The 24,913-nt window shown below is 66.8% G+C and carries 23 protein-coding genes; 10 read left to right on the forward strand and 13 right to left on the reverse strand.

Going from position 1 to position 24,913, the window contains the following annotated elements:
* Positions 1 to 25: 25 nt before the first annotated feature.
* Positions 26 to 1,483, forward strand: coding sequence for an efflux transporter outer membrane subunit (locus AB4Y42_RS13330; RefSeq protein WP_368694443.1), 1,458 nt, complete (start codon positions 26 to 28; stop codon positions 1,481 to 1,483).
* A 268-nt stretch (positions 1,484 to 1,751) separates the two neighbouring features.
* Here the strand turns inward: AB4Y42_RS13330 and AB4Y42_RS13335 are convergent, their stop codons facing one another.
* Positions 1,752 to 2,387 carry a LysE family translocator gene (locus tag AB4Y42_RS13335; RefSeq protein WP_368690577.1) on the reverse strand — a complete coding sequence of 212 codons (636 nt, stop codon included), beginning with the start codon at positions 2,385 to 2,387 and terminating at the stop codon, positions 1,752 to 1,754.
* Between the two features lie 389 nt (positions 2,388 to 2,776).
* Here AB4Y42_RS13335 and AB4Y42_RS13340 point away from each other — a divergent pair, with 389 nt between their 5' ends.
* The gene (locus AB4Y42_RS13340; protein WP_028205419.1) at positions 2,777 to 3,001 is read left to right on the forward strand and encodes a hypothetical protein; all 225 of its coding nucleotides are present in this window, start codon (positions 2,777 to 2,779) and stop codon (positions 2,999 to 3,001) included.
* A 143-nt stretch (positions 3,002 to 3,144) separates the two neighbouring features.
* Here the strand turns inward: AB4Y42_RS13340 and AB4Y42_RS13345 are convergent, their stop codons facing one another.
* Positions 3,145 to 4,467: an MFS transporter gene (locus AB4Y42_RS13345; protein WP_368694444.1), complete on the reverse strand. Its 1,323-nt coding sequence runs from the start codon at positions 4,465 to 4,467 to the stop codon at positions 3,145 to 3,147.
* Between the two features lie 95 nt (positions 4,468 to 4,562).
* Between AB4Y42_RS13345 and AB4Y42_RS13350 the strand changes: the two genes are divergently transcribed.
* Entirely contained in the window at positions 4,563 to 5,468 is a 906-nt protein-coding gene (locus AB4Y42_RS13350) for a LysR family transcriptional regulator (protein ID WP_254319794.1), read from the forward strand.
* A gap of 18 nt (positions 5,469 to 5,486) precedes the next feature.
* Here the strand turns inward: AB4Y42_RS13350 and AB4Y42_RS13355 are convergent, their stop codons facing one another.
* Positions 5,487 to 6,374, reverse strand: coding sequence for an aldo/keto reductase family oxidoreductase (locus AB4Y42_RS13355; RefSeq protein WP_368694445.1), 888 nt, complete (start codon positions 6,372 to 6,374; stop codon positions 5,487 to 5,489).
* A gap of 117 nt (positions 6,375 to 6,491) precedes the next feature.
* Between AB4Y42_RS13355 and AB4Y42_RS13360 the strand changes: the two genes are divergently transcribed.
* The gene (locus AB4Y42_RS13360; RefSeq protein ID WP_368694539.1) at positions 6,492 to 7,403 is read left to right on the forward strand and encodes a LysR substrate-binding domain-containing protein; all 912 of its coding nucleotides are present in this window, start codon (positions 6,492 to 6,494) and stop codon (positions 7,401 to 7,403) included.
* Between the two features lie 83 nt (positions 7,404 to 7,486).
* Here the strand turns inward: AB4Y42_RS13360 and AB4Y42_RS13365 are convergent, their stop codons facing one another.
* Positions 7,487 to 7,984 carry a GAF domain-containing protein gene (locus AB4Y42_RS13365; RefSeq protein ID WP_368690574.1) on the reverse strand — a complete coding sequence of 166 codons (498 nt, stop codon included), beginning with the start codon at positions 7,982 to 7,984 and terminating at the stop codon, positions 7,487 to 7,489.
* 253 nt (positions 7,985 to 8,237) lie between these two features.
* Between AB4Y42_RS13365 and AB4Y42_RS13370 the strand changes: the two genes are divergently transcribed.
* The gene (locus tag AB4Y42_RS13370) at positions 8,238 to 9,317 is read left to right on the forward strand and encodes a tartrate dehydrogenase (protein ID WP_368694446.1); all 1,080 of its coding nucleotides are present in this window, start codon (positions 8,238 to 8,240) and stop codon (positions 9,315 to 9,317) included.
* Positions 9,318 to 9,333: 16 nt separating this feature from the next.
* On the forward strand, positions 9,334 to 10,296 hold the full coding sequence (locus tag AB4Y42_RS13375) for a LysR substrate-binding domain-containing protein (RefSeq protein WP_368694447.1): 963 nt from the start codon (positions 9,334 to 9,336) through the stop codon (positions 10,294 to 10,296).
* Between the two features lie 18 nt (positions 10,297 to 10,314).
* On the opposite strand, the gene AB4Y42_RS13380 is transcribed toward AB4Y42_RS13375, so the two are convergent.
* Positions 10,315 to 10,575 (reverse strand): hypothetical protein, encoded by a 261-nt coding sequence (locus AB4Y42_RS13380; RefSeq protein ID WP_368690571.1) that lies wholly within the window; start codon positions 10,573 to 10,575, stop codon positions 10,315 to 10,317.
* Between the two features lie 157 nt (positions 10,576 to 10,732).
* On the opposite strand from AB4Y42_RS13380, the gene AB4Y42_RS13385 reads away from it, so the two are divergent.
* A complete protein-coding gene (locus AB4Y42_RS13385; RefSeq protein ID WP_368694448.1) occupies positions 10,733 to 11,350 on the forward strand; it encodes an HAD family hydrolase in 618 nt (205 codons plus the stop codon).
* Between the two features lie 71 nt (positions 11,351 to 11,421).
* The gene (locus AB4Y42_RS13390) at positions 11,422 to 12,075 is read left to right on the forward strand and encodes a DUF4410 domain-containing protein (protein ID WP_368694449.1); all 654 of its coding nucleotides are present in this window, start codon (positions 11,422 to 11,424) and stop codon (positions 12,073 to 12,075) included.
* Between the two features lie 12 nt (positions 12,076 to 12,087).
* Here the strand turns inward: AB4Y42_RS13390 and AB4Y42_RS13395 are convergent, their stop codons facing one another.
* The 5 genes from AB4Y42_RS13395 to AB4Y42_RS13415 form a co-directional block, all read right to left on the reverse strand.
* The gene (locus tag AB4Y42_RS13395) at positions 12,088 to 12,792 is read right to left on the reverse strand and encodes a glutathione S-transferase N-terminal domain-containing protein (RefSeq protein WP_368690568.1); all 705 of its coding nucleotides are present in this window, start codon (positions 12,790 to 12,792) and stop codon (positions 12,088 to 12,090) included.
* A gap of 149 nt (positions 12,793 to 12,941) precedes the next feature.
* Positions 12,942 to 13,253, reverse strand: a complete 312-nt coding sequence (locus tag AB4Y42_RS13400; RefSeq protein WP_368694450.1) for a cupin — start codon at positions 13,251 to 13,253, stop codon at positions 12,942 to 12,944.
* Between the two features lie 46 nt (positions 13,254 to 13,299).
* Positions 13,300 to 14,073 carry a hypothetical protein gene (locus AB4Y42_RS13405; protein ID WP_368694451.1) on the reverse strand — a complete coding sequence of 258 codons (774 nt, stop codon included), beginning with the start codon at positions 14,071 to 14,073 and terminating at the stop codon, positions 13,300 to 13,302.
* Positions 14,074 to 14,199: 126 nt separating this feature from the next.
* Positions 14,200 to 14,922, reverse strand: coding sequence for a dienelactone hydrolase family protein (locus AB4Y42_RS13410; protein ID WP_368694452.1), 723 nt, complete (start codon positions 14,920 to 14,922; stop codon positions 14,200 to 14,202).
* Between the two features lie 85 nt (positions 14,923 to 15,007).
* On the reverse strand, positions 15,008 to 15,427 hold the full coding sequence (locus tag AB4Y42_RS13415; protein ID WP_110855664.1) for a secondary thiamine-phosphate synthase enzyme YjbQ: 420 nt from the start codon (positions 15,425 to 15,427) through the stop codon (positions 15,008 to 15,010).
* Positions 15,428 to 15,609: 182 nt separating this feature from the next.
* Here AB4Y42_RS13415 and nfsB point away from each other — a divergent pair, with 182 nt between their 5' ends.
* Both nfsB and AB4Y42_RS13425 read left to right on the forward strand, forming a co-directional pair.
* Positions 15,610 to 16,260, forward strand: a complete 651-nt coding sequence (nfsB, locus tag AB4Y42_RS13420) for an oxygen-insensitive NAD(P)H nitroreductase (RefSeq protein ID WP_368694453.1) — start codon at positions 15,610 to 15,612, stop codon at positions 16,258 to 16,260.
* An 88-nt stretch (positions 16,261 to 16,348) separates the two neighbouring features.
* Positions 16,349 to 16,804 carry a PACE efflux transporter gene (locus tag AB4Y42_RS13425; protein WP_368690562.1) on the forward strand — a complete coding sequence of 152 codons (456 nt, stop codon included), beginning with the start codon at positions 16,349 to 16,351 and terminating at the stop codon, positions 16,802 to 16,804.
* 15 nt (positions 16,805 to 16,819) lie between these two features.
* Here AB4Y42_RS13425 and AB4Y42_RS13430 read toward each other — a convergent pair whose 3' ends face one another.
* Genes AB4Y42_RS13430 through AB4Y42_RS13440 form a run of 3 tightly spaced genes read right to left on the reverse strand, consistent with a single transcriptional unit; the run spans position 16,820 to position 24,905 of the window.
* Positions 16,820 to 18,439 (reverse strand): efflux transporter outer membrane subunit, encoded by a 1,620-nt coding sequence (locus AB4Y42_RS13430; protein WP_368694454.1) that lies wholly within the window; start codon positions 18,437 to 18,439, stop codon positions 16,820 to 16,822.
* Positions 18,436 to 21,750: an efflux RND transporter permease subunit gene (locus tag AB4Y42_RS13435; RefSeq protein WP_368694455.1), complete on the reverse strand. Its 3,315-nt coding sequence runs from the start codon at positions 21,748 to 21,750 to the stop codon at positions 18,436 to 18,438. The genes AB4Y42_RS13430 and AB4Y42_RS13435 overlap by 4 nt, the downstream gene beginning before the upstream one ends.
* Positions 21,747 to 24,905, reverse strand: a complete 3,159-nt coding sequence (locus AB4Y42_RS13440; protein ID WP_368694456.1) for an efflux RND transporter permease subunit — start codon at positions 24,903 to 24,905, stop codon at positions 21,747 to 21,749. Before AB4Y42_RS13440 ends, AB4Y42_RS13435 begins: the two co-directional genes overlap by 4 nt.
* Positions 24,906 to 24,913 lie beyond the last annotated feature (8 nt).

The following is a 24,913-nucleotide window of genomic DNA, read 5'->3' on the forward strand; positions in this document are numbered from 1 at the left end:
CAACCGGAACCTCGCGAAGACGCTCATGCTACCCAAACACCTCCTTGCCGCGGTCATTGTCGCCAGTCTCTCGGGCTGCGCTGTAGGCCCCGACTATGTCCGGCCAGTGGTAGCCATGCCAGAGCATTTCCAGGGTCAGGCCGCGGTAGATCACCGGCAGGCGGCGGCGAGTGCAAACCCGGTCACGTGGTGGTCGGGTTTTGGCGATGCACAACTTACACGATTCGTTACGCTCGCGCTGGACCAGAATCTGGACCTCGCGCAGGCCGCGGCGCGCGTCTCGCAGGCGCGCGCGGGACTCGGCGCAGCGAATGCCGCGCTGCTGCCTTCCGGCAATGTCAGCGGCCAGGCGGCCCGGGTCTACCAGTCGGTCGAAACTCCGCTGGGACGTGTCCTGAATTCAACGCCCGGTTTCGATCGCTACGGCAACGACTACGAGGCCAATTTCAGCGCGAGCTGGGAACTGGACATTTTTGGCGGGCTGCGTCGCGGGCGGGAAGCGGCTCTTGCCGGCTATCAGGCTTCGGAAGCCGGCGAGGTGGCCACGCGCCTGGCTGTGGCAGCACAGACTGCCGACATCTACATCACCATTCGCGGATTGCAGGCCCGTCTGCAGGTGGCGCGCAAGCAGTTGCAGACGCAGCAGGATCTGCTCTCGACCATCAACCTCCTCTATGCCAAAGGGTTGGCGGCCGACCTTCAGGTGAGCCAGGCCGAAGGGGCGCTGGCCCCGGTGCAGGCATCCATCCCTGTTCTGGAGGTCGGTCTGGATACGGCCATGAACGCGCTGGACGTAATGCTGGGTGCACAGCCCGGCACGCATCGCACGGACCTCTTCGAGGGCGGCGAGATCCCTGCCGCCCCGGGAATCGCAGGCACCGGATCTCCTGGCGAGTTGCTCAGGCGTCGGCCCGATCTGATCGTGGCCGAGCGTCGTCTGGCGGCGTCGAACGCGCGTATCGGCATGGCCATTGCCGAGTATTACCCAAAGCTGTCGCTCAGTGGACTGATCGGGAGCGCAACATCAATGGCCAGCGGCAACCTGTTCAGTAGCGGCGCCAATCAGGCGGCCGGCGTGCTGGGGCTGCGCTGGCGTCTGTTTGATTTCGGCCGCATCAATGCGCAGATCAATGAGGCCAAAGGCCAGGAGGCCGAGATGCTCGCCGCTTACCGGCTTGCCGCATTGCACGCAACGGAGGACGTCGAGAATTCCTTCTCGGCACTCGTCAAGCGCGAGGAGCAGGCTGCCGTTCTCGCGCAGGGTGTGACTTCGCTGGGCCGGGCGCGAGCGGCCTCGTTTGTGGCCTACCAGAAAGGTGTCGTTAGCCTGATCGAGGTCCTGCAGGCCGATCAAGACTTGCTGCGCGCATCCGACGAGCGGGTGCAGGCACAAACGGAAGCGGCTCGCGCAGCGGTCGCCGCCTTCAAGGCGCTCGGCGGGGGGTGGCAACCCACCGATGCTGAGGCCGTTGCAAGCCGATAGGAGCACCGCTCCCAACCAGTTGCAGTCGGCCCTCTTCTTTGCAAAGGCAGCCTCCGCTAATCAAGCCCGGTATTTTGTTTTCGGCGCTTGAAGATGCGCAGCACGCACGACACGCGAGTGACCGTTGGTAATTCGAGAACAGCCACAACTAGTGCAATGACCTGATTGAGGGAAACGGGTCGAAAGCGTGAGTTCGCAGATGCAGTTAGCTGACGTCAAGTTGCTCGATGCAGCCACTGTCAGCAACCATCGCGCCGCCCAGCGAGCCCTACTGCCGAAGCAAAGCCATCATCGCGCCAAACCCGACGAATACCCCGCCCGTCACGCGATTGAACGCTTTCGCCACGCGACGGCTCTTGAGCGTCGCGCCGATGCGCGTGCCGAAACCCGCGTAGACGAGATACCAGCTCACTTCGCACACGGCGAAGGTCGCAACGAGCACGCCGAACTGCGGCAGCACCGGTCGGGTCGCGTCGATGAACTGCGGCAGGAGCGCCGCCGCGAAAAGGATCGCCTTCGGGTTGCTGCCGCCGACGAAAAAGCCGTTGCGATAGAGCGCGAACGGTGAGCGCACGGGTCGCGCGGCCACACGTTCGGCAACGTCGGCGGCGGCCTCGGGCACGGGTGCGCCCCACGCCTTGATGCCCAGGTACACGAGGTACGCGGCGCCGATGAAGCGCAGCGCGTTGAACATGGTCGGCCACGCTTGCAGGAACACGCCGAGCCCTGCCGCCGAGACGGCCAGCATCAGAACCAGTGCGGAAAGGCAACCGGCCATGGTCGCGCTCGTGCGGCGCAGTCCGTACTGCGCGCCGTGCGACATGATGAGCAGCATGTTGGGACCGGGGATGGCGCAGACGACGAAGACGGTGACGACGAACAGCCACCAGGTATGCAGATTCATTGCAGCGACGAGATCAAAGAGGGCTGGAATACGGCGAAAGGACGATTATGCCAGCGGACGGCGCGCGCCAGGCCGCGGCCCGCAGGCCAGCGACGAATCGGTGGGGGAAACGCGAGGCAGCAAAAAGAAAAGCCCGCAGTGAACGCGGGCTTGAACCATGCCAAGGGAGACATGGAGGAGACAACTTCACTATAGTCAAACAATTGACGCGTCGCAATATACGTTCGTATATAACATCGTTAATCATTGTCAGATTAATGAGTTAGTGATTGATGTGGCCATCGGGCAGGCACACAATGAAGCGGCGCGTCGCTGGATGGAAGGTGCGGCGCACGGGAGGCGAGACATCGCCTCGTCAGCCCGGAGCGGGTTTCAACTGGAGGGATGAAATGGGCATTCTGGACAAGGTGGGTGAAATTGCCGGTGCGGTCGCCGCTGTGGAAGGCGCCGAGAAGCTCGATCCGAACGCGGGCTTCCTGACCAAGGCAGCCGCCGCGGTTGCCGGTTTCGAGGGCGCCAAGGAAGTCGAGCAGCTAGTCGAGAAGAAGGAAGACGAAAAGCCCGCCGACGACAACACCGCGCAGCCCGCGGATGGGTCGGATCAGCAGACGTGAGCACATTGCGGCGCGCATGACGGTTTGACCGGGGAGTCTGGCGCGCTTCGCTTCGCATGGCTGCGTGTCGTTCGATACGCGAGTGGCAGTACAGATACAGGAAAGCCGCGGCCGGATCAGCCGCGGCTTTTTCATTGGACCGCTCACCGGGCGGCCCGCCAGCGCCCAGAACCCGGCGACGCGCGATAAACGAAGCCCAGCGCGATGACCGCCACCGTGAAGCCGAGAGCGACGAGGCACACGCCGCTCCAGCGCGCCGTGGCCCACGCGGCGCCGGCCATGAGCGCGCCGGCCGCGCCGCCGATGAAGAACATCCCCACGAAAATCGCGTTGAGCCGGCCGCGCGCGGCGGGGTTGAGCAGGTTGATCGCGCGCCGCCCGAGCGTCTGGTCGGCGATGACGCCCGCATCGAGCGCAGCCGCGCCCGCAACGAGCAGGCCAAGCGCCAGCGCGGGATGCGCGGCGGGCGCAAAGCCGCCCCAGCCCGCGCCCGCCACGCCCAGCAGCACGACCGCGCCGAGCATCGTCGCGTGCGCGGCGTATTGCACCGCGCGCCCCGCGCCGTGATCGCCCAGCCGGCCCGCAAGCGGCGTGACGATCGCGCCGCTCGCACCCGCCAGTGCAAACGCGGCAATGCCGTTCATGCCGAGCGAAAACGGCGGCTGCGACAGCAGCAAGGCGACCGCGGTCCAGAACGCCGAGAAGGCTCCCAGTGCAAGCGCCGCAAGCAAGGCGCTGCGCCGCAGAACGCGCTCGGTGCGCAGCAACGTCCAGAGCGAATAGAGCAGATCGGCGTAGCGCGCCGTCACGCCCGGCATGCGCCGCGGCGTGCGCACAAAGAGGACCACCGCGAGCAGGGCGTCCGCCACCGCTTCGATGCCGTAGAACGCTCGCCAGCCCAGCGTTCCCGCAATCAGGCTCGCGAGCGGCCGTGACAGCAGAATGCCCAGCATCAGGCCGCTCATCACGTTGCCGACGGCCCGCCCGCGCCGGCTTTCGGGCGCCATCGAAGCGGCCATCGGCACGAGCATCTGGATCACGCTGGAGGTCGCCCCCGCGAGGAACGCCGCGCCGAGAAAGAGCGGCCCCGAGCGCGCCAGCGCCGCGAGGGCCAGAAAGACGGAGCAGGCAAGCAGGGTGCGGAAAATCAGCCGCCGGTTTTCGAGCAGATCGCAGAGCGGCACGAGCAGCAGCAGGCCGGCCGCGTAGCCGAGCTGCGGCAGCATGGCGACCGCGCCGACGAATTCGGGGCGCAACTGCAGCGACTGGCTCACGAGCCCGGCGAGCGGCTGGGCCGCAGACAGATTGACGACGATCACGCCGACGGCGGCGGCGAAGAACAGCGTCATCGGCAGCGTGAGCGTGGCGTGGGTGGCGTGATTGGCGTGATTGGGCTGGTTGGCGTGGCTCGCGGGGGTGGCTTCGCGCGCCATCGCACGCGTACAGGTTTCAGCAGGGTGCTCCATCGATTGGCTCCGCAACGTGGCAACTCCAGCTATCGTAGGGAGCGTCACGTTATGCGACAATTGAATTATCGCGATAATCTTTATGCGGAGTCGTTGTGAACACCCGAGATCTGGAAGCCTTCGTGGCGGTGGTCGAAAGCGGCTCGCTCGTGCGGGCGTCGGAGCGGCTGTTCCTGACGCAGCCGGGGCTCACGCGCCGCGTGCAGAACCTGGAGACGACGCTCGGCATCGAGCTTCTGGACCGCCAGAGCAAGCCCCTCAAGCCCACGGCCGCGGGCAACGAGGTGTACGGCCTCGCGCGCTCGGTCCTGCGTGCGGTCGACGACCTGATGTCGGTCGCCTCGCCGGAGAGCGAGCCGGTCGGCGAGCTCAAGCTCGGCGTGCCGCCGTTTCTCTCGGAGCTGGCGCTCGAACAGCCCGTCGATCAATTGCGCGGCGAGTTTCCCAAGTTGACGCTGCGCGTGAGGGCGGGCTGGTCGCCAGGCCTCCTCGACGAGGTCGAGCGCGCGCGGCTCGATGCGGCCGTGATCCTGCTGCCCGCCGCGGTGATGCCGCCGGAGGGCGTGGTCGCGACCCAGCTCGGCTACACGCCGACCCTCGTCGTCGCGGCGCGCTCGTTTGGTTTGCCCGACGAGCCCACCACGCTCGCCGCGCTCGCGCACCATCCGTGGGTGCTGAACCAGGACGGCTGCGGGATGCGCTCGGCGCTGAGCCGCGCCATGGGCATGGCGGGTCTGCCGTTCAACGTCGCGGTCGAGGCCTTCGGCTCGGAACTGCAGCTTTCGCTGGTCGCGCGCGGCATGGGCGTCGGGCTCGCCGCGCCGCAGGCGCTTGCCCGCAGCCCGCTGCGCGACCAGCTGCAGATCATCGACGCGACCGACTTCCGCTCGGGCCTGAATGTGTGGCTCGTGCACGGGGCGCTGCCGGGGCGCCTCGTGCGGCCGGTCGCGCTCATCCGCGACGCGCTGGCCAACAAGCTGGAGATGGCCGAAGTGGCGTGACGGCGCAGCGCCTCGCGCTCAGGCGTGAGCGGCGTTGCCGCTGCTGCCGATGGCGTCGAGTTCGGCGAGCACGTCGTCGTTCAGGTCGAGCTGCGCGGCCGCCACGTTCTCGCGCAGATGCGAAAGCGTGGACGTGCCCGGAATCAGCAGGATGTTGGGCGAGCGCCGCAGCAGCCACGCCAGCGCGAGCGCCATCGGCGTGACTTCGAGGCGCGCGGCCACCGCTGAAAGCGCCGACGACTGAATCGGCGTAAAGCCGCCGAGCGGAAAGAACGGCACGTAGGCGATGCCTTGCGCGGCGAGGGCGTCGATCAGTGCGTCGTCGTCGCGGTGCACGAGGTTGTAGTGGTTCTGCACGCACACGATCGGCACGAGGCGCTGCGCCGCCGCGATTTGTGCGGCGGTCGCGTTGGACATGCCGACGTTGCGCACGAGGCCGCGCTCGCGCAGCCGGGCGAGCGCCTCGACCTGCTTTTCCACAGGGCCTTCGGACGGTTTGTGGACGTCGCCCATGATGCGCAGGTTGACCACATCGAGCGCGTCGAGGCCCAGGTTGCGCAGGTTGTCGTGCACAGCGCGCTCGATGTCGGCGGGTTCCAGTGCCGGCAGCCAGGCGCCCTTGTCGTCGCGCACGGCGCCCACCTTGGTGACGATCGTGAGGTTCGGCGCATACGGATGCAGCGCCTCGCGAATGATCTGGTTCGTCACGTGCGGGCCGTAGAAGTCGCTCGTGTCGATGTGGTTGACGCCCAGTTCCAGCGCCTCGCGCAGTACCGCGACGGCCTGCGCGCGGTCCTTCGGGGGCCCGAACACGCCGGGGCCGGCCAGTTGCATGGCGCCATAGCCCATGCGGTTCACCTGGCGGCCGGCCAGTTCATAGGTGCTTGCGGGTTTGCGGTTCGGCATTGCGTACTCCTCGGTTGACGAATGTCCGCAGTATGGGCGCCTTCGAATTGTCCGATAATCCCATCTGATCAGAACAGGCTGTGCGGAAAACCGAACAGTGCAGGATGAACCATGCCGATGGAAATGAACGATCTGGCCGCTTTCGTTTCGGTGGCGCGCGCGGGCGGCTTTCGCGATGCGGCGCGCGTGGGCGGCGTTTCGGCGTCGAGCCTGAGTGCCGCGGTGCGCCGGCTGGAGGCGAAGCTCGGGCTGCGGCTGTTGAACCGCACCACGCGCAGCGTCGCGCCGACCGAGGCGGGGCAGCGTCTGCTCGAATCGATCACGCCGCTTTTCAGCGAGATGGAAGCGGCGCTCGATGTGCTCAACGGCTACCGCGAAAAGCCGGCGGGCACGCTCAAGCTCAACGTGCCCGCGAGCGCGGCGCGCACCATCCTGCCGGGCGTGCTCGCGCCGTTTCATCGCGCGTATCCCGAGATCCGCGTCGAGGTGGTGGTGGAGGACGGCTTCGTCGACGTGCTGCAGATCGGCTGCGACGCCGGGATCCGCTACGACGAGCGGCTGGAGCAGGACATGATCGCGATTCCGATCGGTCCGCGCGTGGAGCGTTTCGCGACAGTCGCGTCGCCCGCGTATCTCGCGGCGCGCGGGCGGCCTGAACATCCGCGCGAGCTGCTCGACCACGCGTGCCTGCGCGTGCAGTTCGCGGGCGGCGCGATGCCGCTCTGGCATTTCGAGCGCGACGGCGAAGTGCTGCGCCTCGACCCGCCCACGCCGCTCGTCGTGCGCCCCGGCGCGGCGCTCGACTTGCTGATCAACATGGCGCTCGACGGCGTCGGCATCGCGTATCTGTTTGAAGAGATGTTGCTGCCGCAGATCCGCAGCGGCGCGCTCGTGCGCCTGCTCGACGACTGGGCCGTGTCGTTTCCGGGGCCGTTTCTCTACTACCCTGGGCGGCGGCACCTGCCGGCGCCGCTGCGCGCGTTCGTCGACTTCGTCAAGGCGAATGCACCAGACGATTCGGCGTCCTGAGTACGCGTCGAGCGATTCAGGACGCCCACTCGGGAAGACGCGGCGTCGTGCGCCTAACCACGCGTAACCACGCGTAACGACGCCTAGCGGCGCTTCATGCCGTACTCGATGAACGTGCGGCACAGCAATTCCATGCCCTTTGCGTCCTCTTCGTCGAAGCGCGCGAGATGCGGGCTGTCCACGTCCCATACGCCGATCAGCTCGCCGTCCGGCGTGACGAGGGGCACGACGATTTCCGACTGCGAAGCCGAATCGCACGCAATGTGGCCCGCGAACGCGTGCACGTCGGGCACGACCTGCGTTTGCCGCGTGGCCGCGGCCGTGCCGCATACGCCCTTGCCCAGGGGAATGCGCACGCACGCCGGTTTGCCCTGGAACGGGCCGACCACGAGCTCTTTGCCGTCGAACGAATAAAAGCCCGCCCAGTTCAGGCCTTCGAGCGAATGAAACACGAGCGAAGCGAAGTTCGCGGCGTTCGCGATGACGTCGGTTTCGCCTTCGATCAGCGAGCGCGCCTGCGCGGCCAGCGATTCGTAGAGGGCGGGTTTGTCGGAGGGAAGCGTGTCGGAAAGCGAGAACATAAGTCGGTCGATCTGGATATGCGCCGTTGCAGCGAAAGGCGCGGTGGGGCCAAACGAGATTTTAGGCGAGATCGGCTATCGGCAGGAATTCGCCGGGCGCTGAATATGGCGCATCCATGGACCGTAGCGCGCCCTCGTGCGATTATTCACGTTTCGTGTTGAATCTATCCACGCCTGCGGGGCTGGTTGCCGACGGTTTTTCGGGCATGCTGGCGCATCAGCACAGAATCAACACAGAAACGGAGAACGCGACATGAGCAAGACATTCAAAATCGCCGCCATCGCCGGCGACGGTATCGGCCAGGAAGTGATGCCCGAGGGCGTGCGCGTGGTCGAGGCGGCGGCCGCGAAGTTCGGCCTGAAGCTCGACATCACCCATTTCGACTGGGCAAGCTGCGACTACTACCTGCAGCACGGCAAGATGATGCCCGACGACTGGTTCGCCACACTCAAGGGCTTCGACGCGATCTATTTCGGCGCGGTCGGCTGGCCCGACAAGGTGCCCGATCACATTTCGCTGTGGGGCTCGCTGCTGAAGTTCCGCCGCGAGTTCGACCAGTACGTGAACCTGCGTCCGGTGCGTCTGCTGCCCGGCGTGCCGTGCCCGCTCGCCAACCGCAAGCCCGGCGACATCGACTTTCTCGTCGTGCGCGAGAACACCGAGGGCGAGTACAGCTCGGTGGGCGGCAAGATGTTCGAAGGCACCGAGCGCGAGTTCGTGCTGCAGGAGTCGGTGTTCACGCGCCACGGCGTCGACCGCATTCTCAGGTACGCGTTCGAACTCGCGAACCAGCGCGGCCGCAAGAAGCTCACGGCGGCCACGAAGTCCAACGGCATCTCGATCAGCATGCCGTACTGGGACGAGCGCGTGGCGGCGATGGGCGAGGCGTATCCCGACGTGAAGTGGGACAAGCAGCACATCGACATTCTGTGCGCGCGTTTCGTGCTGCAGCCGGACCGCTTCGACGTGGTCGTCGCCTCGAACCTCTTCGGCGACATTCTTTCGGACCTCGGCCCCGCCTGCACAGGTACGATCGGTCTGGCGGCCTCGGCGAACCTGAATCCCGAGCGCAAGTTTCCGTCGCTGTTCGAACCCGTGCACGGCTCCGCGCCCGACATCTTCGGCAAGCAGATCGCCAACCCCATCGCGATGATCTGGTCGGGCGCGATGATGCTCGAGTTCCTCGGCAACGGCGACGCGCAATACAAGGCCGCGCACGACGCGATCATGCAGGCCATCGAGAAGGTGCTGGTGGAAGGCCCCCGTACGCCCGACATGGGCGGCACGGCGAACACGACTGCGCTCGGCGAAGCGGTAGCCGCCGCGCTGTGACGCCGCGGTGACGCCGATGCCGGACGTACCGAAAGCGCCGAAATCCGTCGCGTCGCCGGAGCTCGACGACTTGCGCGTGTTCTGCATGGTCGCGCGCAAGGCGAGCTTCACCGCGGCGGCCGAGGCGCTGGCGGCGTCGCCGGCCTATGTCAGCAAGCGCGTGGGCGTGCTCGAGGCGCGCCTCGGCACGCGCCTGTTGCACCGCTCGACGCGGCGCGTCGCGATGACCGAGGCGGGCGAGCGCGTCTATGCGTCGGCGGGCAAGATCCTCGACGACGTCGAGCGCCTCGTGGACGACGTCTCCACCACGCGGCGCATTCCGCGCGGCACGCTGCGCGTGTCGAGCAGCTTCGGCTTTGGCCGCAACTTCCTCGCGCCCGCGCTCGCGGGGCTTTCCGAGCGTTATCCGCAACTGAGCGTGCGCCTCGAACTGTTCGACCGGCTCGTCGATGTGGCGGGCGAGGGCTTCGATCTCGACGTGCGTATCGGCGACGAGATCGCCGGCCATCTGATCGCGCGGCGTCTCGCCACGAACTATCGCGTGCTCTGCGCCGCGCCCGCGTATCTCGCGCGGCGCGGCGCGCCACAGGAGGTCGCCGATCTTGCCGAACACGCGTGTCTGGCGATCAAGGAGCGCGATCATCCGTTCGGCGTATGGCGCCTGAACACGCATGGCGAAACGGTCTCGGTGAAGGTGGCCGGGCCGCTCTCGACCAATCACGGCGAGGTCGCCGTGCAGTGGGCGCTGGCGGGCCGCGGCATCGTGCTGCGCTCGATGTGGGACGTCGCGCCATTGCTGGAGAGCGGGCGCCTGCAGCGCGTGCTGCCCGGCGTGACGCAGCCGGCCAATGTCTGGGCCGTGTACCCGGCGCGCCTCGCGCAGTCCGCGAAGGTGCGCGTGTGCGTGAATCATCTGGAGGAAACCTTCGCGCGCATCGGCATTGCCGTGCCCGCAAACGAGGACGAGAGCGGGCGCTGAGCGGGTTCGGCGGGTCCCTTACTCGCTTTCGGGGAGACCGAGCGCCTTGCGCTCGCGACGTTCCTCGTTGCCGCGCCGCGCGCGCTGGCGCTGGCGCGAAAGCACGGTGATGATCTGGCCGGTGGTGGCGTCGGCGGGGATTTCGTTGCGGATCACGTTCGCGACCATCGGCAGCCCCTTGCGCTGGCGGTGCAGCGCCTGCGCGATCGCCTGGCGGCACGCTGGCCCGTGGCAATCCCATTCGTCGCGCAGTTTTCCGCAGTAACGGCAGGTGTCCATGCATCCCAGTTTACCCAAAATCGATTGAGGGTTTAGGGGCGCGATCAGCGTCGCGCGGCGCGCGTGCCACTCGTGCGCCGCCTGGCGCGGCCCGGCGGTATGATCGGCTGCGGATGTGGCGGGACCGCGGTTCGAATTAGCGTGGCGGGAGCGGCAGATGGCGGCGATCGGCGTAGTCCTGTTCGACATGGAGGGCGTGCTGTCCCACTACGATCGCGACGCGCGCGTGGCGAGCCTCGCGGCCGCCACCGGCGCGCCGCCCGCGACGGTGCGTCACGCGATCTGGGGCTCGGGTCTCGAAGCGCGCGCCGACGCGGGCGAGATCGACCCCGACGCGTATTTGCGCGCGCTCGGTGCGATGCTCGGATGCGAGGTTGGCCGCGATGTGTGGCTCGCTGCGCGGCGCGCGTCGATCACGCCGAACGAGGCGGCGCTCGCGCTGGCGCAGCGTGTGGCCGCGCGCTGCCGCATCGCCGTGCTGACCAACAACTGCTCGCTCGTCACGCATCACCTCGACTATCTGAATCCGCCCGTTGCGCGGCTGTTCGGTTCGCAGATCTATTCGTCGGCGACGTTCGGCGCGGTCAAGCCGGCCGCGCAGACCTACCTTGGCTGCGTTGCCCAGCTCGGCGCGCAACCCGAGGAAACGCTCTTCATCGACGACAGCGAAGCGAACGTCACGGGCGCGCTCGACGCGGGGTTGCAGGCGTGCCACTTTGTCGAAGCCGATGCGCTCGCGAGCGACCTGGCGCGGCTCGGGCTGATCGACGCTTGATGGCCGTGCCGCACGGGCGGCGACGGCATGCATGAATAGATGGATGGCTGGCGAACGTACGGGGGCTTGCGATGAAAATGCAATGGAACTGGAAGCTGGTCGCGACACTCTGCCTGTGCGCGTTCGCGCCGCTCGCCGCGGCTCAACAACCGGGCGCGCCGCTCGTCTACGTGACGGACTTCGAACTCGACGCGGCCAACGTCAAGCAGGATTCGAATCCTGTGGAGAATGCGCGCGAGCGCATGGGCGGCTTGCTGCCACGACTGCGCCACCGCGACCCGCAGCAGCAGGCCGATCAGGTCGTCACGAAAATGGCCGACGCGCTGGTGAACGACCTGCGCGAGAAGGGCCTCGACGCACGTCGCCTGCCCAGCGGCGCGCCGCTACCCGCGCAGGGCTGGCTGGTGCGCGGCGTCTTCCTGAGCGTGGACGAAGGCAACAGCATGCGGCGCGCGGTGGTGGGCTTCGGCTCGGGCGCGAGCCAGATCGAGCTGGCGGTGGCCGTGGACAACCTGGCCACCCAGGCGCCGCAGCCGCTGTATCAGGTGATCGACAGCCAGTCGAGCCATGCGAAGCCCGGCGCCGGTGCGGCTATCAAGCTCAATCCCTATGTGGCGGCGGCCAAATTCGTGCTGGCGCGCGCCGACGACCGCAAGAACGTGGACCGCGCGGCGGCCGAAGTGGCCGACTCGGTCGCGGCGCGCGTGAAAGCGGCGCCGCAATGACGCCCGGACGCGTTAGCCGCGCGGCGGGATGTTGAGCCCGCGCGCGACCGCCGGCCGCGCGACGAATGCTTCGAGCACGCGCGCGACGTTCCTGAAATCGGCGTAACCCACGAGGTCGCCGGCCTCGTAGAAGCCAACAAGGTTGCGCACCCAACCAAACGTGGCGATGTCGGCGATGGTGTACTCGTCGCCCATGATCCACTTGCGCCCCTCGAGGCGCTGGTCGAGCACGGCGAGCAGGCGACGCGACTCGGCGACGTAGCGGTCGCGCGGACGCTTGTCCTCGTACTCCTTGCCCGCGAACTTGTGGAAGAAGCCCACCTGACCGAACATCGGGCCGATGCCGCCCATCTGGAACATGACCCACTGGATCGTCTCGTAGCGCGCCGCGCCTTCACGGGCGAGGAAGCGGCCGCTCTTGTCGGCGAGGTAGATGAGGATCGCGCCCGATTCGAAGAGGGCGAGCGGCTCGCCGCCCGGGCCGTTCGGATCGAGGATCGCGGGAATCTTGTTGTTGGGGTTCAGCGAAAGGAATTCCGGCGACATCTGGTCGTTCGCGTCGAAGCGCACCAGATGCGGTTCGTAAGGCAGGCCGCTTTCCTCCAGCATGATCGAGACCTTGACGCCATTGGGCGTGGGCAGCGAATAGAGCTGGATGCGATCGGGGTGAAGCGCCGGCCACTTGCCGGTGATGGGAAAGGCGGAAAGGTCGCTCATGCGGGGTCCTTGAAGTCCTTCAACGGCGCGGCGCTCGCCGTGCAAGGCGCGCCGCGGCCTGATCGAGAGGCGGGAGTGGAGTCAGGCCGCCAAGTTTAGTGGAAACGGCGCGCGCCGTCTTTTCGCCGCAAGGCGCGACTTGCACGCTGCTACACGCTCCCTTCGCGCTCGACCACGAGAATGCGCGCCTGGCCGCGCGGATGCGCGACATGCTCGCAGCCCACGCCCGCGAAGAACACGTCGCCGGCTTCGAGCACCGCGACCTGTTCCGCGCCGTCTTCGCGGTAATGCATGTCGACCACGCCGTCGAGCACGGCGAACACTTCCTCGCCGTCGTTGACGTGCCATTTGTATGGCTGGTCGGTCCAGTGCAGGCGCACGGTGGTGCCGTTCATGTTGGCGATATCGAGCGCCCCCCAGGGGCGGGTGGCGGTGAAGGTTTTCGAGCGGATGACTTTCATGGTGGTACGGCCTTGGATGTGATCGTGCGGCGCCGCGCGACGGGGTTCAGGGATTGGCGGGCATGGATTGCGCAAGGCTCATCAGATTGAGCGGTGCGACGCGAATCAGGCCGCCGCGCGGGCTGTCGATATCGGCGATGAGCGTGAGCGACAGCGTCACGGTGATAGGCAGGATGAGCAGCAGCACGCGCCGGCCGACCTGGCCGTGCGCACCGTAGCCCTGCATCAGGTTGCTGAAGATGGCGATGATGATCATCAGCGCCCACGCGGCGACGGGAATGCGGTTGATCCACGCGGCCTGCGTGTAGCCCTGGGCGTTGATGACGTCGTTCATGCCGGCGACCACGAGCGCCATCACCGGATTCGGCTGCGCCTTCGCGGGATCGCGCACGCTTGCCCAGAGTTGCGTCTGAAGCTCGCCGGTGTCCCGGTTGATCTGGTCGAGCGCGCCGACGTCGCGCACGACGTAGAACTGGATGCGCGCCTGAAGGTAGCGCGCGAGCAGCGCCTTGGTCCGGGCCGCCGCCTCGCCGCCAAGCAGGTCGGCGCGCAGATACTGCGTGCCGATCGCGTTGGCTTCCTCTTCCTCCAGGTTCTTGCGCTGGTCGTAGCGGCTCACGGCCATCGAGAGCGTGAAGCCGATCAGGAGCGCGAGCAGCGTGAGCGTCGCGCCCTGCACGATCTTGTAGTTCTCGCGCGCCTCTTCGGCGAGCGGGAAGCAGCGGTGCAGCACGCTCGCACCGAGCCCGGCGGCAAGCGGCAGCACGAGGATCAGCACGATGAACAGCAGCGCGGGGCGCTGGAGGATGAGCGGCGTCATGGAGTCTCCGCGAATTGCGTGAGAGGGACGAAGGCGCTGCAATGCAAATCGGCGTCGCCCGCGTGAGGCGGTGCGACGCCGATTCTACGTCAGATCCGCGCGTGCGCGCGGGCCGCTGTGAGCGCTTCAGCGCGCCGCGCGCTGCGGCCACATCGTGCGGCCCCAGAACGTCAGCGAGCGGTCCCACGCGAGCTGCGCCCAGACCGGGTCGTACTGCGTGATGGGAATGCGGTTCGGGCCCACGGCTGTCTCGTTCGCAAACGCGTGGTGGGCGAGATAGCGATGGAATTCGACGTCGACGTTGGCGCCCTTGAGCCTGGTTTCGAGTTCCGCCACCGTTTCGATGCTGAACGCCTGGTCCTGGGTCGCGAAGTGGCCGAGGATGGGCGCCGTGATCTTGCTCGCGTCGATGTATTCGAGCGGCGGGAAGCCGTACCACACCACGGCGCTCGTCAGGCCCGGCACCATGGTGGCCGCGAGCAGCGTGAGCGCGCCGCCCATGCAGTAGCCCGTCACACCCACGCGGTCCGTGAGCGTCTTGAGGTAATTGACCGCGCCGTACACGTCCTGCGAGGCCGCGTCCGCGAAGTCGAGGCCCGTCATCAGATGGTGGGCCTCTTCCTGTTCGACCGTGCTCTTGCCGCGATAGAGGTCGGGCACGAGCGCGAAGTAGCCAGCCTGTGCGAGCCGGTCGGCCACGGCGCGGATCTGGTCGTTCAAGCCCCACCATTCCTGGATCACGACGATGGCGGGCGCGCCTTCGGTCTTTTCCGGTTTGGCGAGATAACCCTGGAGCGACTGGCCGTCAGGGCGGGTGAAGGAAATCATGGATCCGGCGGACTGTTTCATTTGGGGCAACCCTCGGTGAGTCGGTTGAACGAAAGCCGTAGCATAGCGCTTGCCTACGGGATTTGCGTGCGCGCGCCTGATCGGCTCATTCGCCGATCAGATGCAGGACGATGTCGCGCGTGTGCGCCGCGCGCCGATGTTCGAACACATAGATGCCCTGCCATGTGCCCAGCACGGGATTGCCGTGCTCGACCGGGATGCAGAGCTGCGTGTGCGTGAGCGCCGTGCGCAAATGCGCGGGCATGTCGTCGGGGCCTTCGGTGTCGTGCTCGTAGCGCTGGGGATCCTCGGGCGCGAGCTGCTCGAAGTAGCGTTCGAGATCGCGGCGCACCGATGGATCGGCGTTTTCCTGGATGACGAGCGACGCCGACGTGTGGCGGCAAAAGAGGGTGAGCAAGCCGGTCGCGATGCGCTGTTCGCGCACGAAGGCGCGCACCTCATGGCTGATTTCGACGAGCCCGCGCGTGCGCGTGCTCACCGGCAGATGATGGATGGCCTGGCGCATGTTCGGTATTCTCCTTGCTGGCGGCGCGTGGCGGGTGCGCCGTCGCGGCGATTCCACCCTTGCAGCATAGCGCAGGCACGCCAGCCGCGCAGACCGCCCCCCTCGGCCGGCGCACGATGCTGGTACGATGTCGGCCTTGCCGGGTTTCGCCCCGGCCGACCGCATACGAAGGAGAAAACCGCTTGAACCTCACCCGCTTCGCGAAAACCCGCCACGCCACCAAGGCGTTCGACCCCGCCCGCAAGATTCCCGCCGCCGTCATCGACGAACTCAAGGAGCTGATCCGCTTCAGCCCGTCCTCGGTGAACTCGCAGCCGTGGCATTTCGTGGTGGCCGAAAGCGACGCGGCACGCGCGCGTATCGCCCGTGGCATGGAAGGTTTCGCGTACAACGAACCGAAGGTCACGCGCGCCTCGCACGTGGTGGTGCTGTGCGTGCGCACCGACATGGACGAAGCGCACCTCGCCGGCGTGCTCGCGCAGGAAGAGGCCGACGGCCGCTTCGCCAATGCCGAGGCCAAGGCGGGTCAGGAAAAGACCCGCGCGTTCTATGTGAACCTGCATCGCGAGCGCAACGACCTGCCGGCGTGGCTGGAGAAGCAGGCGTATCTCGCGCTCGGCACGCTGCTGATCGGCGCGTCGACGCTCGAAATCGACGCCTGCCCGATGGAAGGCTTCGACGCAAAGGCGCTCGACGATGAACTGGGCCTGCGCGAGCAGGGCCTCACCGCGCTCGTGGTGGTCGGTCTCGGCTACCGCAGCGCCGACGACTTCAACGCGAAGCTGCCGAAGTCGCGTCTGCCCGCAGCTTCGGTATTCACAGATCTCGGTTGATTCGCGCAGGGTTTCGCCGCGCTCGCGGCAAACGCGGCGATCGACACGGCCCGAAGCCACGCGGTAAGCGCATCAGGAGCATTCGTTCATGCAGGGTATCAAACGCCGGATCGTGTACGTCACGCTGTTCGAAGGCATCGCGATCCTGATTACCAGCACGAGCTTCGCCTCGCTCTCGGGCAGCGGCATGGACCGCGCGGGCGCGGCGGCGGTGCTTTCATCGCTGATCGCGGTGGGCTGGAACTTCGTCTACAACCTGCTGTTCGAGCGCTGGGAAGCGCGCCAGACGAAACGCGGCCGCAGCTTTGCGCGCCGTATTGCGCATGCGGTCGGCTTCGAGGGCGGCCTCTTGGTGTTGCTCGTGCCGATGATCGCGCTCACGCTGCAAGTGACGTTGTTTGAGGCGTTCGCGATGGATATCGGTCTCTCGGTGTTCTTTCTCGTCTACAACTACGTCTATAACCTGATCTTCGACGCCGTGTTCGGCCTGCCAGCCTCCGCCATGCCGGTGGCGACGGCTTCGGAACGGGAGCCGCGCGCGTAGCGCAGGTTCTCCCGGTCAGGGGCTCGCAGCGGCGCCCTGCGTCCTGCTCGCTTCCACGTTTGCCGGAACGCTCGCGCTCGCGCCCGCCGCTGCGGCGTCGGAAGCCGGCGTCACCGCGCGCGCCGGATGCTGCGCATCGTGCAGCTGCCCGGACCAGCCCCCGCCCAGGTCGCCGATCAGCGAAGCCGTATCGAGCAGCCGCTGCTGATGCACGTTGAGCGCGCTCTGCTGATTGGTCACCTGCGTGGCCAGCGCCGTGGCGACCGTCGTGTAGTCGACGGTGCCCGCCTCGTATTCGTTTTGCGCGATCTGCGCGCCGCGGATGGCGTCGCGCACGGCGCCGTCGAGCACATCTGCCTGCTGCGCGAGGATGCGCAGCCCCGAGAGATCGTTCTCCACCCCCTGGAACGCCGTCAGCACCGTGCCGCGATAGTTCGCCACCGCCGCGTCGTAGCTCGCGCGCGCGGCCGCGACCTGGCCGCTGCGCTGGCCGCCGTCGAAGATCGTCTGGGTCGCGCTCGCGCCGAGCGACCACACATAGTTGCTCATGTGCAGCAGGCCCGAAAGCGGCGACTGCGTGAAGCCGTCGAGCGCAGTGAGCGAGATCGTCGGATAGTACGCAGCCACCGCCACGCCGATCGCCGCATTGGCCGACGCCATCTGGCGTTCGGCGGTCGCAATGTCGGGCCGCCGCTGCAGCAGCGTGGAGGGCACGCCGGCGGGAATGGCGGGCAGCGCGGGAAGCTGCGTGCTGTGCGGGATATCGACTTCTTCGGGGTTGCGGCCCACGAGCACCGCGATGGCGTGCTCGTTTTGCGCGCGCGCCACGCCCAGGGCGATCAGGCTCGCGCGCGCCGATTCGAGCTGCGTGCGCGCGGAGATCAGGTCGGACGGCGGCACGGTGCCCGCCTGGTCCTGGTTGGCCACCACGCGCAGGAAGTCCGAGTACGCCTGCACGGTATGCGTGAGCAGGTCGATATCGGCATCGGTGATGCGCAGATCGATCACGGCGTTCGCCAGGGCAATTTGTTCGGATAACGTAGCGTTCGCCAGCGTCGCCTCGCTCGCCTGGGCCGTGGCCGACTGTTCCTCGATCTGGCGCCGCACCTGGCCCCAGAGGTCGATGTCCCAGCTCGCGTTCGCTTCGAGCGTGCCGCCGTTGACGATGCGCGCGCCGCTCGGCGTGGACGTGATGCTGCTCACGCTGCTGAGCGTGCCGGTGGAGGAGCGCTCGCGCGCGAGCGAGCCGGTGATGCCAATGGTCGGGAACAGGCTCGCACGCGCGACGCGCACTTCGGCGAGCGCTTGCTGGTAGTTCGCGTAGCTCTGCCGCACGGTCTGGTTCGACACCTGGACGAGCGGTTCCAGTTCGTCGAGCAGCGGGTCCTGAAAGGCGGTCCACCAGTCGCCCTTGGGGCCCTGGGCGGCTTCGGGCTCGGCCTGGGTCCAGCCGGGCAGTTCCTTCCACGTGGCGGGCACGGTGACCTGCGGGCGGTGGTAGTCCGGCCCGACCATGCAGCCCGTGAGCAGCAGCGCGGCGGTGAGGGGCGCGAGCGGCAGCGTGCGCGTGGCGGCGTTTGCGGCGGCGGCGATCAGCATTCGCGTGAGCGATGGATTAAGGCGAGTCTTCATCATGATGCGCTCTCATCGGCCTGGCGATTCCACGGCAGGCGCGCGGCCCAGCGCGCGAGGCGTGCGCGCAGGCGGTCGAGGAACAGGTAAATCACCGGCGTGGTGTACAGGGTAAAGACCTGGCTCAGGAGCAGGCCGCCCATCACCGTCACGCCGAGCGGCTGGCGCAGCGAAGCGCCCTGGCCGATGCCGATGGCGAGCGGCAGCGCGCCGAGCACGGCCGCGAAGGTCGTCATCATGATCGGGCGCAGGCGCACCACGGCGGCTTCGTGAATCGCGCGGCGCGCCTCCATGCCCTCGTGGCGCTGCAACTGGATGGCGACGTCGACCATCATGATGCCGTTCTTCTTCACGATGCCGATAAGCAGAATGATGCCGATCATCGCGATCACCGAGAACGGCGTGCCGAAGATCAGCATGGCGAGAATCGCGCCAATGCCGGCCGAAGGCAGCGTCGAGAGGATCGTGAGCGGGTGGATGGTGTTTTCGTACAGCACGCCCAGCACGATATAGACGACGGCGAGCGCGGCGAGAATCAGCAGCGGCACGACGCTCATCGATTGCGCGTAGGCTTGTGCCGCGCCCGCGAACGCGCCGTGGATGGAGGCCGGCATGCCGATGTTGCGCTCGGCCTGCTCGATGATCGTGCCGGCCTCCGAAAGCGAGCCGCCCTTGGGCAGATTGAACGAAATCGTCCCCGCCACTTCGGTGCCCTGGTGATTGACCTGGGTGGCCGTATGGCGCGTTTTCCAGTCCATCAGTGCCATGAGCGGCACCATGGTTTCGGCGGCCGTGCTGTCCGCGCTGCCGCTGGAACTGCCGCCCTTGCTGTTGGCGATCGCGTTGTTCTGCTGGTTGGCCACCGCGTTGGCGTTGCGCTCGTTGGTGTTGCCGTTCGCCGTGGTGGCCGTGTTCACGGCCGTGAACGGCGTGACGCCCGAGATGACGCTCGACGGCATCTGCGTTTGCGCGGCGCCGCTCGCGTTGCCCGCCGCAGCGCTCAGCCAGATATCCTGGAACGACTGCGGAAACTGCCAGTACTGCGGCGCTACTTCCATCACGACGAAGTACTGGTTGATCGCGTTATAGATGGTCGACACGGTGCGCTGGCCGAAGGCGTCGTAGAGCACGTTGTCCACCTGGTTCGGGTCGAACCCGTAGCGCTTGGCGGTCGTGCGCTGCACCGTCATGTAGGCCTCCAGACCATTTTGCTGCAGGTCCGAGTTCACATCCGACATCTGGCTGCGGTGCTTGTTCAGCTCGTCCACTAGACGCGGCACCCAGGTAAAGAGGGCGTCGGCGTCGTCGCTCGTGAGCGTGTACTGATACTCGGCCGCCGACTGCCGCCCGCCAATCTGCAGGTCCTGCTGGGCCTGCATGAAAAGCCGTGCGCCCGAAACGCCATTGAGCTTGGGACGCAGGCGGTTCACGACCTCGGTGGCCGTCAGGCGACGTTCGTTGAGCGGTTTCAGTTCGACGAACACGGTGGCCGAATTGAGCGCGCGGCCGCCCGTGAAGCCCGCCACCGATTGCACCGCCGGATCGGCCTTCACGATGGCCTGCAGCTGCGCGAGCTTTTTTTCCATCGCCGTAAACGAAATGCTCTGGTCCGCGATGATCTGCCCGATCAGAATGCCGGTGTCCTGCTCGGGGAAGAACGTGCCGGAAAGCAGCCGCGCGAGAAACACATTGCCGACCAGCAGCGCGAACAGGATGAAGATCGTGAGCCGCGCGTGATTGAGCGCGACGTCGAGCGTGCGCGAGTAGAACTGCTTGAAGCGCTCGAACTGCGCGTCGATCCACACGGCCGCGCGCGAGGGCTTCTTGTGCAGCGCCTCGCGCTTGAGCACGTAGGCGCACATGGTGGGCGTGACGGTGAGCGAGATCACGAGCGAGATCAGGATCGCGATCGAGAGCGTCATCGCGAACTCGTGAAAGAGCAGGCCCACGATGCCCGGCATGAGCAGAATCGGCAGGAACACGGCGATGAGCGAAAGGCTCATGGAAAGCACCGTGAAGCCCACTTCGCCCGCGCCTTTGAGCGCCGCTTCCTTCGGGTCCATACCGGCCTCGACATGGCGCACGATGTTCTCCAGCACCACCACGGCGTCGTCCACCACGAAGCCCGTGCCGATGGTGAGCGCCATGAGCGAGAGATTGTCGATGCTGTAGCCGAGCAGGTACATGGGCCCGAACGTGCCCACGATGGAAAGCGGCAGCGCCACGGCGGGGATGAGCGTGGCTCGCGGCGAGAGCAGGAACACGAACACCACGCCGATTACGAGCAGCACGGCGATGAAGAGCGTGCGTTCGGTGTCGGCCACGGAGGCGCGCACGGACTCGGAGCGGTCGATCGCCACATCCACCTTGATCGTGGCGGGCAGCGCGGCCTCGATGGAGGGCAGGCGATCGCGGATCTGCTGCACGGTCTTCACGACGTTGCTGCCCGGCATCGGGTAGACGATCACGAGCACGGCCGACTTGCCGTTGTAGAGGCCCGCGTTGCGGATGTTTTCGTTGGAGTCGACGACGGAAGCCACGTCGCGCAGGAACACGGGCGAGCCGTTGCGATAGGCGATCACCACGTCGCGAAACGGCGCGGCCTTGCTGATCTGGTCGTTCGAAGTCACCGTGTAGCGCTGGTTGCCCTGGTCGATATGGCCTTTCGCGCTGTTCGCGTTGGCCGCGCCAATGGAGGCGCGCACGTCTTCGAGGCCGATGCCGTAGCTGTTGAGCTTGCCCGGCTCCAGCTCCACGCGCACCGAGGGCAGCGCGCCGCCGCCCAGTGTGATCTGGCCCACGCCGTCCACCTGCGAGAGCTGCTGCTGGATGACCGAATCGGCGGAGTCGTACAGCTGAGCCTTGGTGAGCGTGTCCGAGGTGAGCGCGAGCACCATGATCGGCGCGCTCGCGGGGTTGTACTGGCGATACGTTGGGTTGCTGCGCAGGGTGGTGGGCAAGTCGGCGCGCGCGGCCTGGATGGCCGCTTCGACGTCGCGCGCGGCGCCGTTGATGTCGCGGTTCAGGCCGAACACCACCACGATGAGCGACGAGCCCGTGTTGCTGATCGACGTGAGCTGGCTGACATCGGCGATGGTGCCGAGCCGGCGCTCCAGCGGCTCGGCCACGGTGGACGCCATGATGTCCGGGCTCGCGCCCGCCATGTTGGCCTGCACCACGATCACCGGGTAGGCGATGTTGGGCAGCGGCGCGACCGGCAGCCGGAAGAAGGCGAGCGTCCCTGAAATGAGGATCGCGATCGCCAGGAGTGAGGTCGCGACCGGCCGCCGGATGAAGAGCGCCGAGAGGTTCACGGCGTGCCCTCGGGAGCGGGTGGCGCGCCGGTGCCGGAGCCGCCGTCCGCGTCGCCGTCCGCGTGGCTTTCAGGCTTGCGCTTGCGGCCGAAGCGTTCGGCCAGCCGGTCGAAGAGCAGATAGATCACGGGCGTCGTGAAGAGCGTGAGCATCTGCGAAAGCGTGAGGCCGCCGATGATCGCAAGACCCAGCGGGCGGCGCAGCTCCGAGCCCGTGCCGCTGCCGAGCAGCATGGGCAGCGCGCCGAGCATGGCCGCGAGCGTGGTCATGAGAATCGGCCGGAAACGCAGCAGCGACGCCTCGAAAATCGCCTCGCGCGGCGGCTTGCCGTGCACGCGCTCGGCTTCGAGCGCGAAGTCCACCATCATGATGGCGTTCTTCTTGACGATGCCGATCAGCAGCACGATGCCGATGATGCCGATCACGTCCAGGTCCTTGCCCGCGATCATCAGCGCGAGCAGCGCGCCAATGCCGGCCGAAGGCAGCGTCGAAAGAATCGTGACCGGGTGCACATAGCTCTCGTACAGCACGCCCAGCACGATATACACGGCCACGAGCGCGGCGATCAGCAGATACACCTCGCTGGCAAGCGAATCCTCGAACGCCTGCGCCGCGCCCTGGAACGACGAGGTGATCGAGGGCGGCAGGTTCACCGCGGCCTCCGCTTTGCGCACGTCGCGCACGGCGGCGGAGAGCGACGCGCCATCGGCGAGATTGAACGAGATCGTGACCGAAGGGAACTGCGCAAGGTGGCTGATCATGAGCGGCGAGCGCGTGATGCTGATCTTCGCGATGCCCTTGAGCGGCACCTGGCCTTCACTGCTCGTCTGGCTAGGCAGATACAGGTCGCCGAGCGATTCGACCGTGGGCAGCGCCTCGGGCTTCGCCACCAGAATCACGCGGTACTGGTCCGACTGCTGGAAGATGGTCGAAACGATCCGCTGGCCCAGCGCGTCGTAGAGCGCGTTGTCGATGGTCGCCGCCGTGATGCCGTAGCGCGCCGCGAGCTGGCGGTTCACTTCGACGTTCACGGAAAGGCCATCTGTGTTGAGGTCGCTCGTGACGTCGCGGATCGACGGGATCTGCTTCATGCGCGCGATGAGCGCGGGCACGTACTGGTCGAACGCGTCCTGGCTCGGCCCGCGCAGCACGAAGTTGTACTGGTTGCGCGAGACCGTGGTGTCGAGCGTGAGGTCCTGCTCGGGTTGAATGTAGAGGCGCACGCCCGCCACCTTCGCGACCGACTGCTGAATGCGCCGCCCGATTTCGTCGGCGGTCTCGGAGCGGTCGTCGTGCGGTTTCAGGTTGATGAGGAAGCGCCCGTTGTTGAGCGTGTTGTTGATGCCGTCGATGCCCACGTACGAGGTGAGCGAAACGACATCGGGGTCCTTGAGGATTTCCTCGGCCAGGGCGGACTGGCGCCGCACCATCGCCTGGTAGGAGATGGAATTGTCGGCCACGCTGATGCCTTGCAGCACGCCCACGTCCTGCACCGGGAACAGGCCCTTCGGAATCACGACGTACAGCAGCCCGGTGAGCACCACCGTCACCACGAACACGACGAGCGTGAGCGTCTGGTGGTCGAGCACCCAGCGCAGGCCGCGCTCGTAGGCGTTGAGCGTCTTGTTGAACAGCCCTTCGCTGATGCGCTCGAAGCGGCTAGGGTGGCGCTCGGCCTGGGCGCGCAGGATGCGCGCGCACATCATCGGCACGACGGTGAGCGAGACCACGGCCGACAGCACGATGGTCACCGCGAGCGTGACGGCGAATTCGCTGAAGAGGCGTCCGATCACGCCGCCCATGAAGAGCAGCGGAATCAGCACGGCGATGAGCGAGATCGTCAGCGAAAGAATCGTGAACCCGATCTGGCCTGCGCCTTTTAACGCCGCCTGCAAGGGTTTGTCGCCTTCCTCGAGGTAGCGCACGATGTTTTCGATCATCACGATCGAGTCGTCCACCACGAAGCCCGTGGCGATGATGAGCGCCATGAGCGAGAGGTTGTCGATCGAATAGCCCAGTTCGTACATGATCGCGAGCGTGCCGATCAGCGAGACCGGCACCGAGATGCTCGGAATGATGGTGGCGGGCAGATTGCGCAGGAACACGAAGATCACGGCGACCACGAGCGCCACGGCGAGCACGAGTTCGAAGGCCGCGTCGCTCACCGAAGCGCGGATCACGCCCACGCTGTTCGATACCACCGTGACCTGCATCCCCGCGGGCAGCGCCGCTTCGAGCTGCGGCAACTGCTGCATGATCTGGTTGACGGTGGCGATCACGTTCGCGCCCGGCTGTCGCTGCACGTTCAGCACGATGGCGGGCGTCTTGTTGTACCAGGCGCCGCGCTCCACGTCCTGCGCGGCCGTGGACACGCGCGCCACGTCGCGCATGAACACGGGCGAGCCGTTCTCATAGGCGATGACGGTGTCTTCGTAGTCCTTCGGGTCCGAGATCTGGTCGTTCGAATTGATCGTGTAGTTCAGTTCGGGGCCGTCGAAATTGCCCTTCGGGTTGCTCACGTTGACGTTGGCGAGCAGCGTGCGCAGGTCGTCGAGATTCAGGCCGTAGGCCGCGAGCTTCTGCGGGTCGGCTTCGACGCGCACGGCGGGCACGTTGCCGCCCGCCGTGGTGACGAGGCCCACGCCCGGCACTTCGGAAATCTTGGTGGCGAGACGGTTGTTGGCCGCGTCCTGCAACTGCGTGAGCGACATCGACTTCGACGTGACCGCGAGCGTGAGGATGGGCTGGTCGGCCGGGTTCACCTTGGCGTAGGTCGGCGGCGCGGGCAGGCCGCTCGGCAGGAAGCTGTTCGCCGCGTTGATGGCCTGCTGCACGTTCTGCTCGGCCACGTCGAGGCTCAGCGAGAGGTCGAACTGCAGCGTGATGACCGAGGCGCCCTCGGAGCTGTACGAGATCATCTGCTGCAGGCCCGGGATTTCGCCGAGCTGCACCTCGAGCGGCGCCGTGACCGTGGTCGCCATCACGTTCGGGCTCGCGCCCGGATAGAAGGTCTGCACCTGGATAGTGGGATAGTCCACCGCGGGCAGCGAGGAAACCGGCAGGAACTTCATCGCGACGAGGCCGATCAGCACCATCGCGATCATCAGGAGCGAAGTCGCGACCGGCCGCAGGATGAAGAGACGCGAAATATTCATCGGCGCTG

The organism is Paraburkholderia sp. EG286B (assembly GCF_040965655.1).
Classification (GTDB): domain Bacteria; phylum Pseudomonadota; class Gammaproteobacteria; order Burkholderiales; family Burkholderiaceae; genus Paraburkholderia.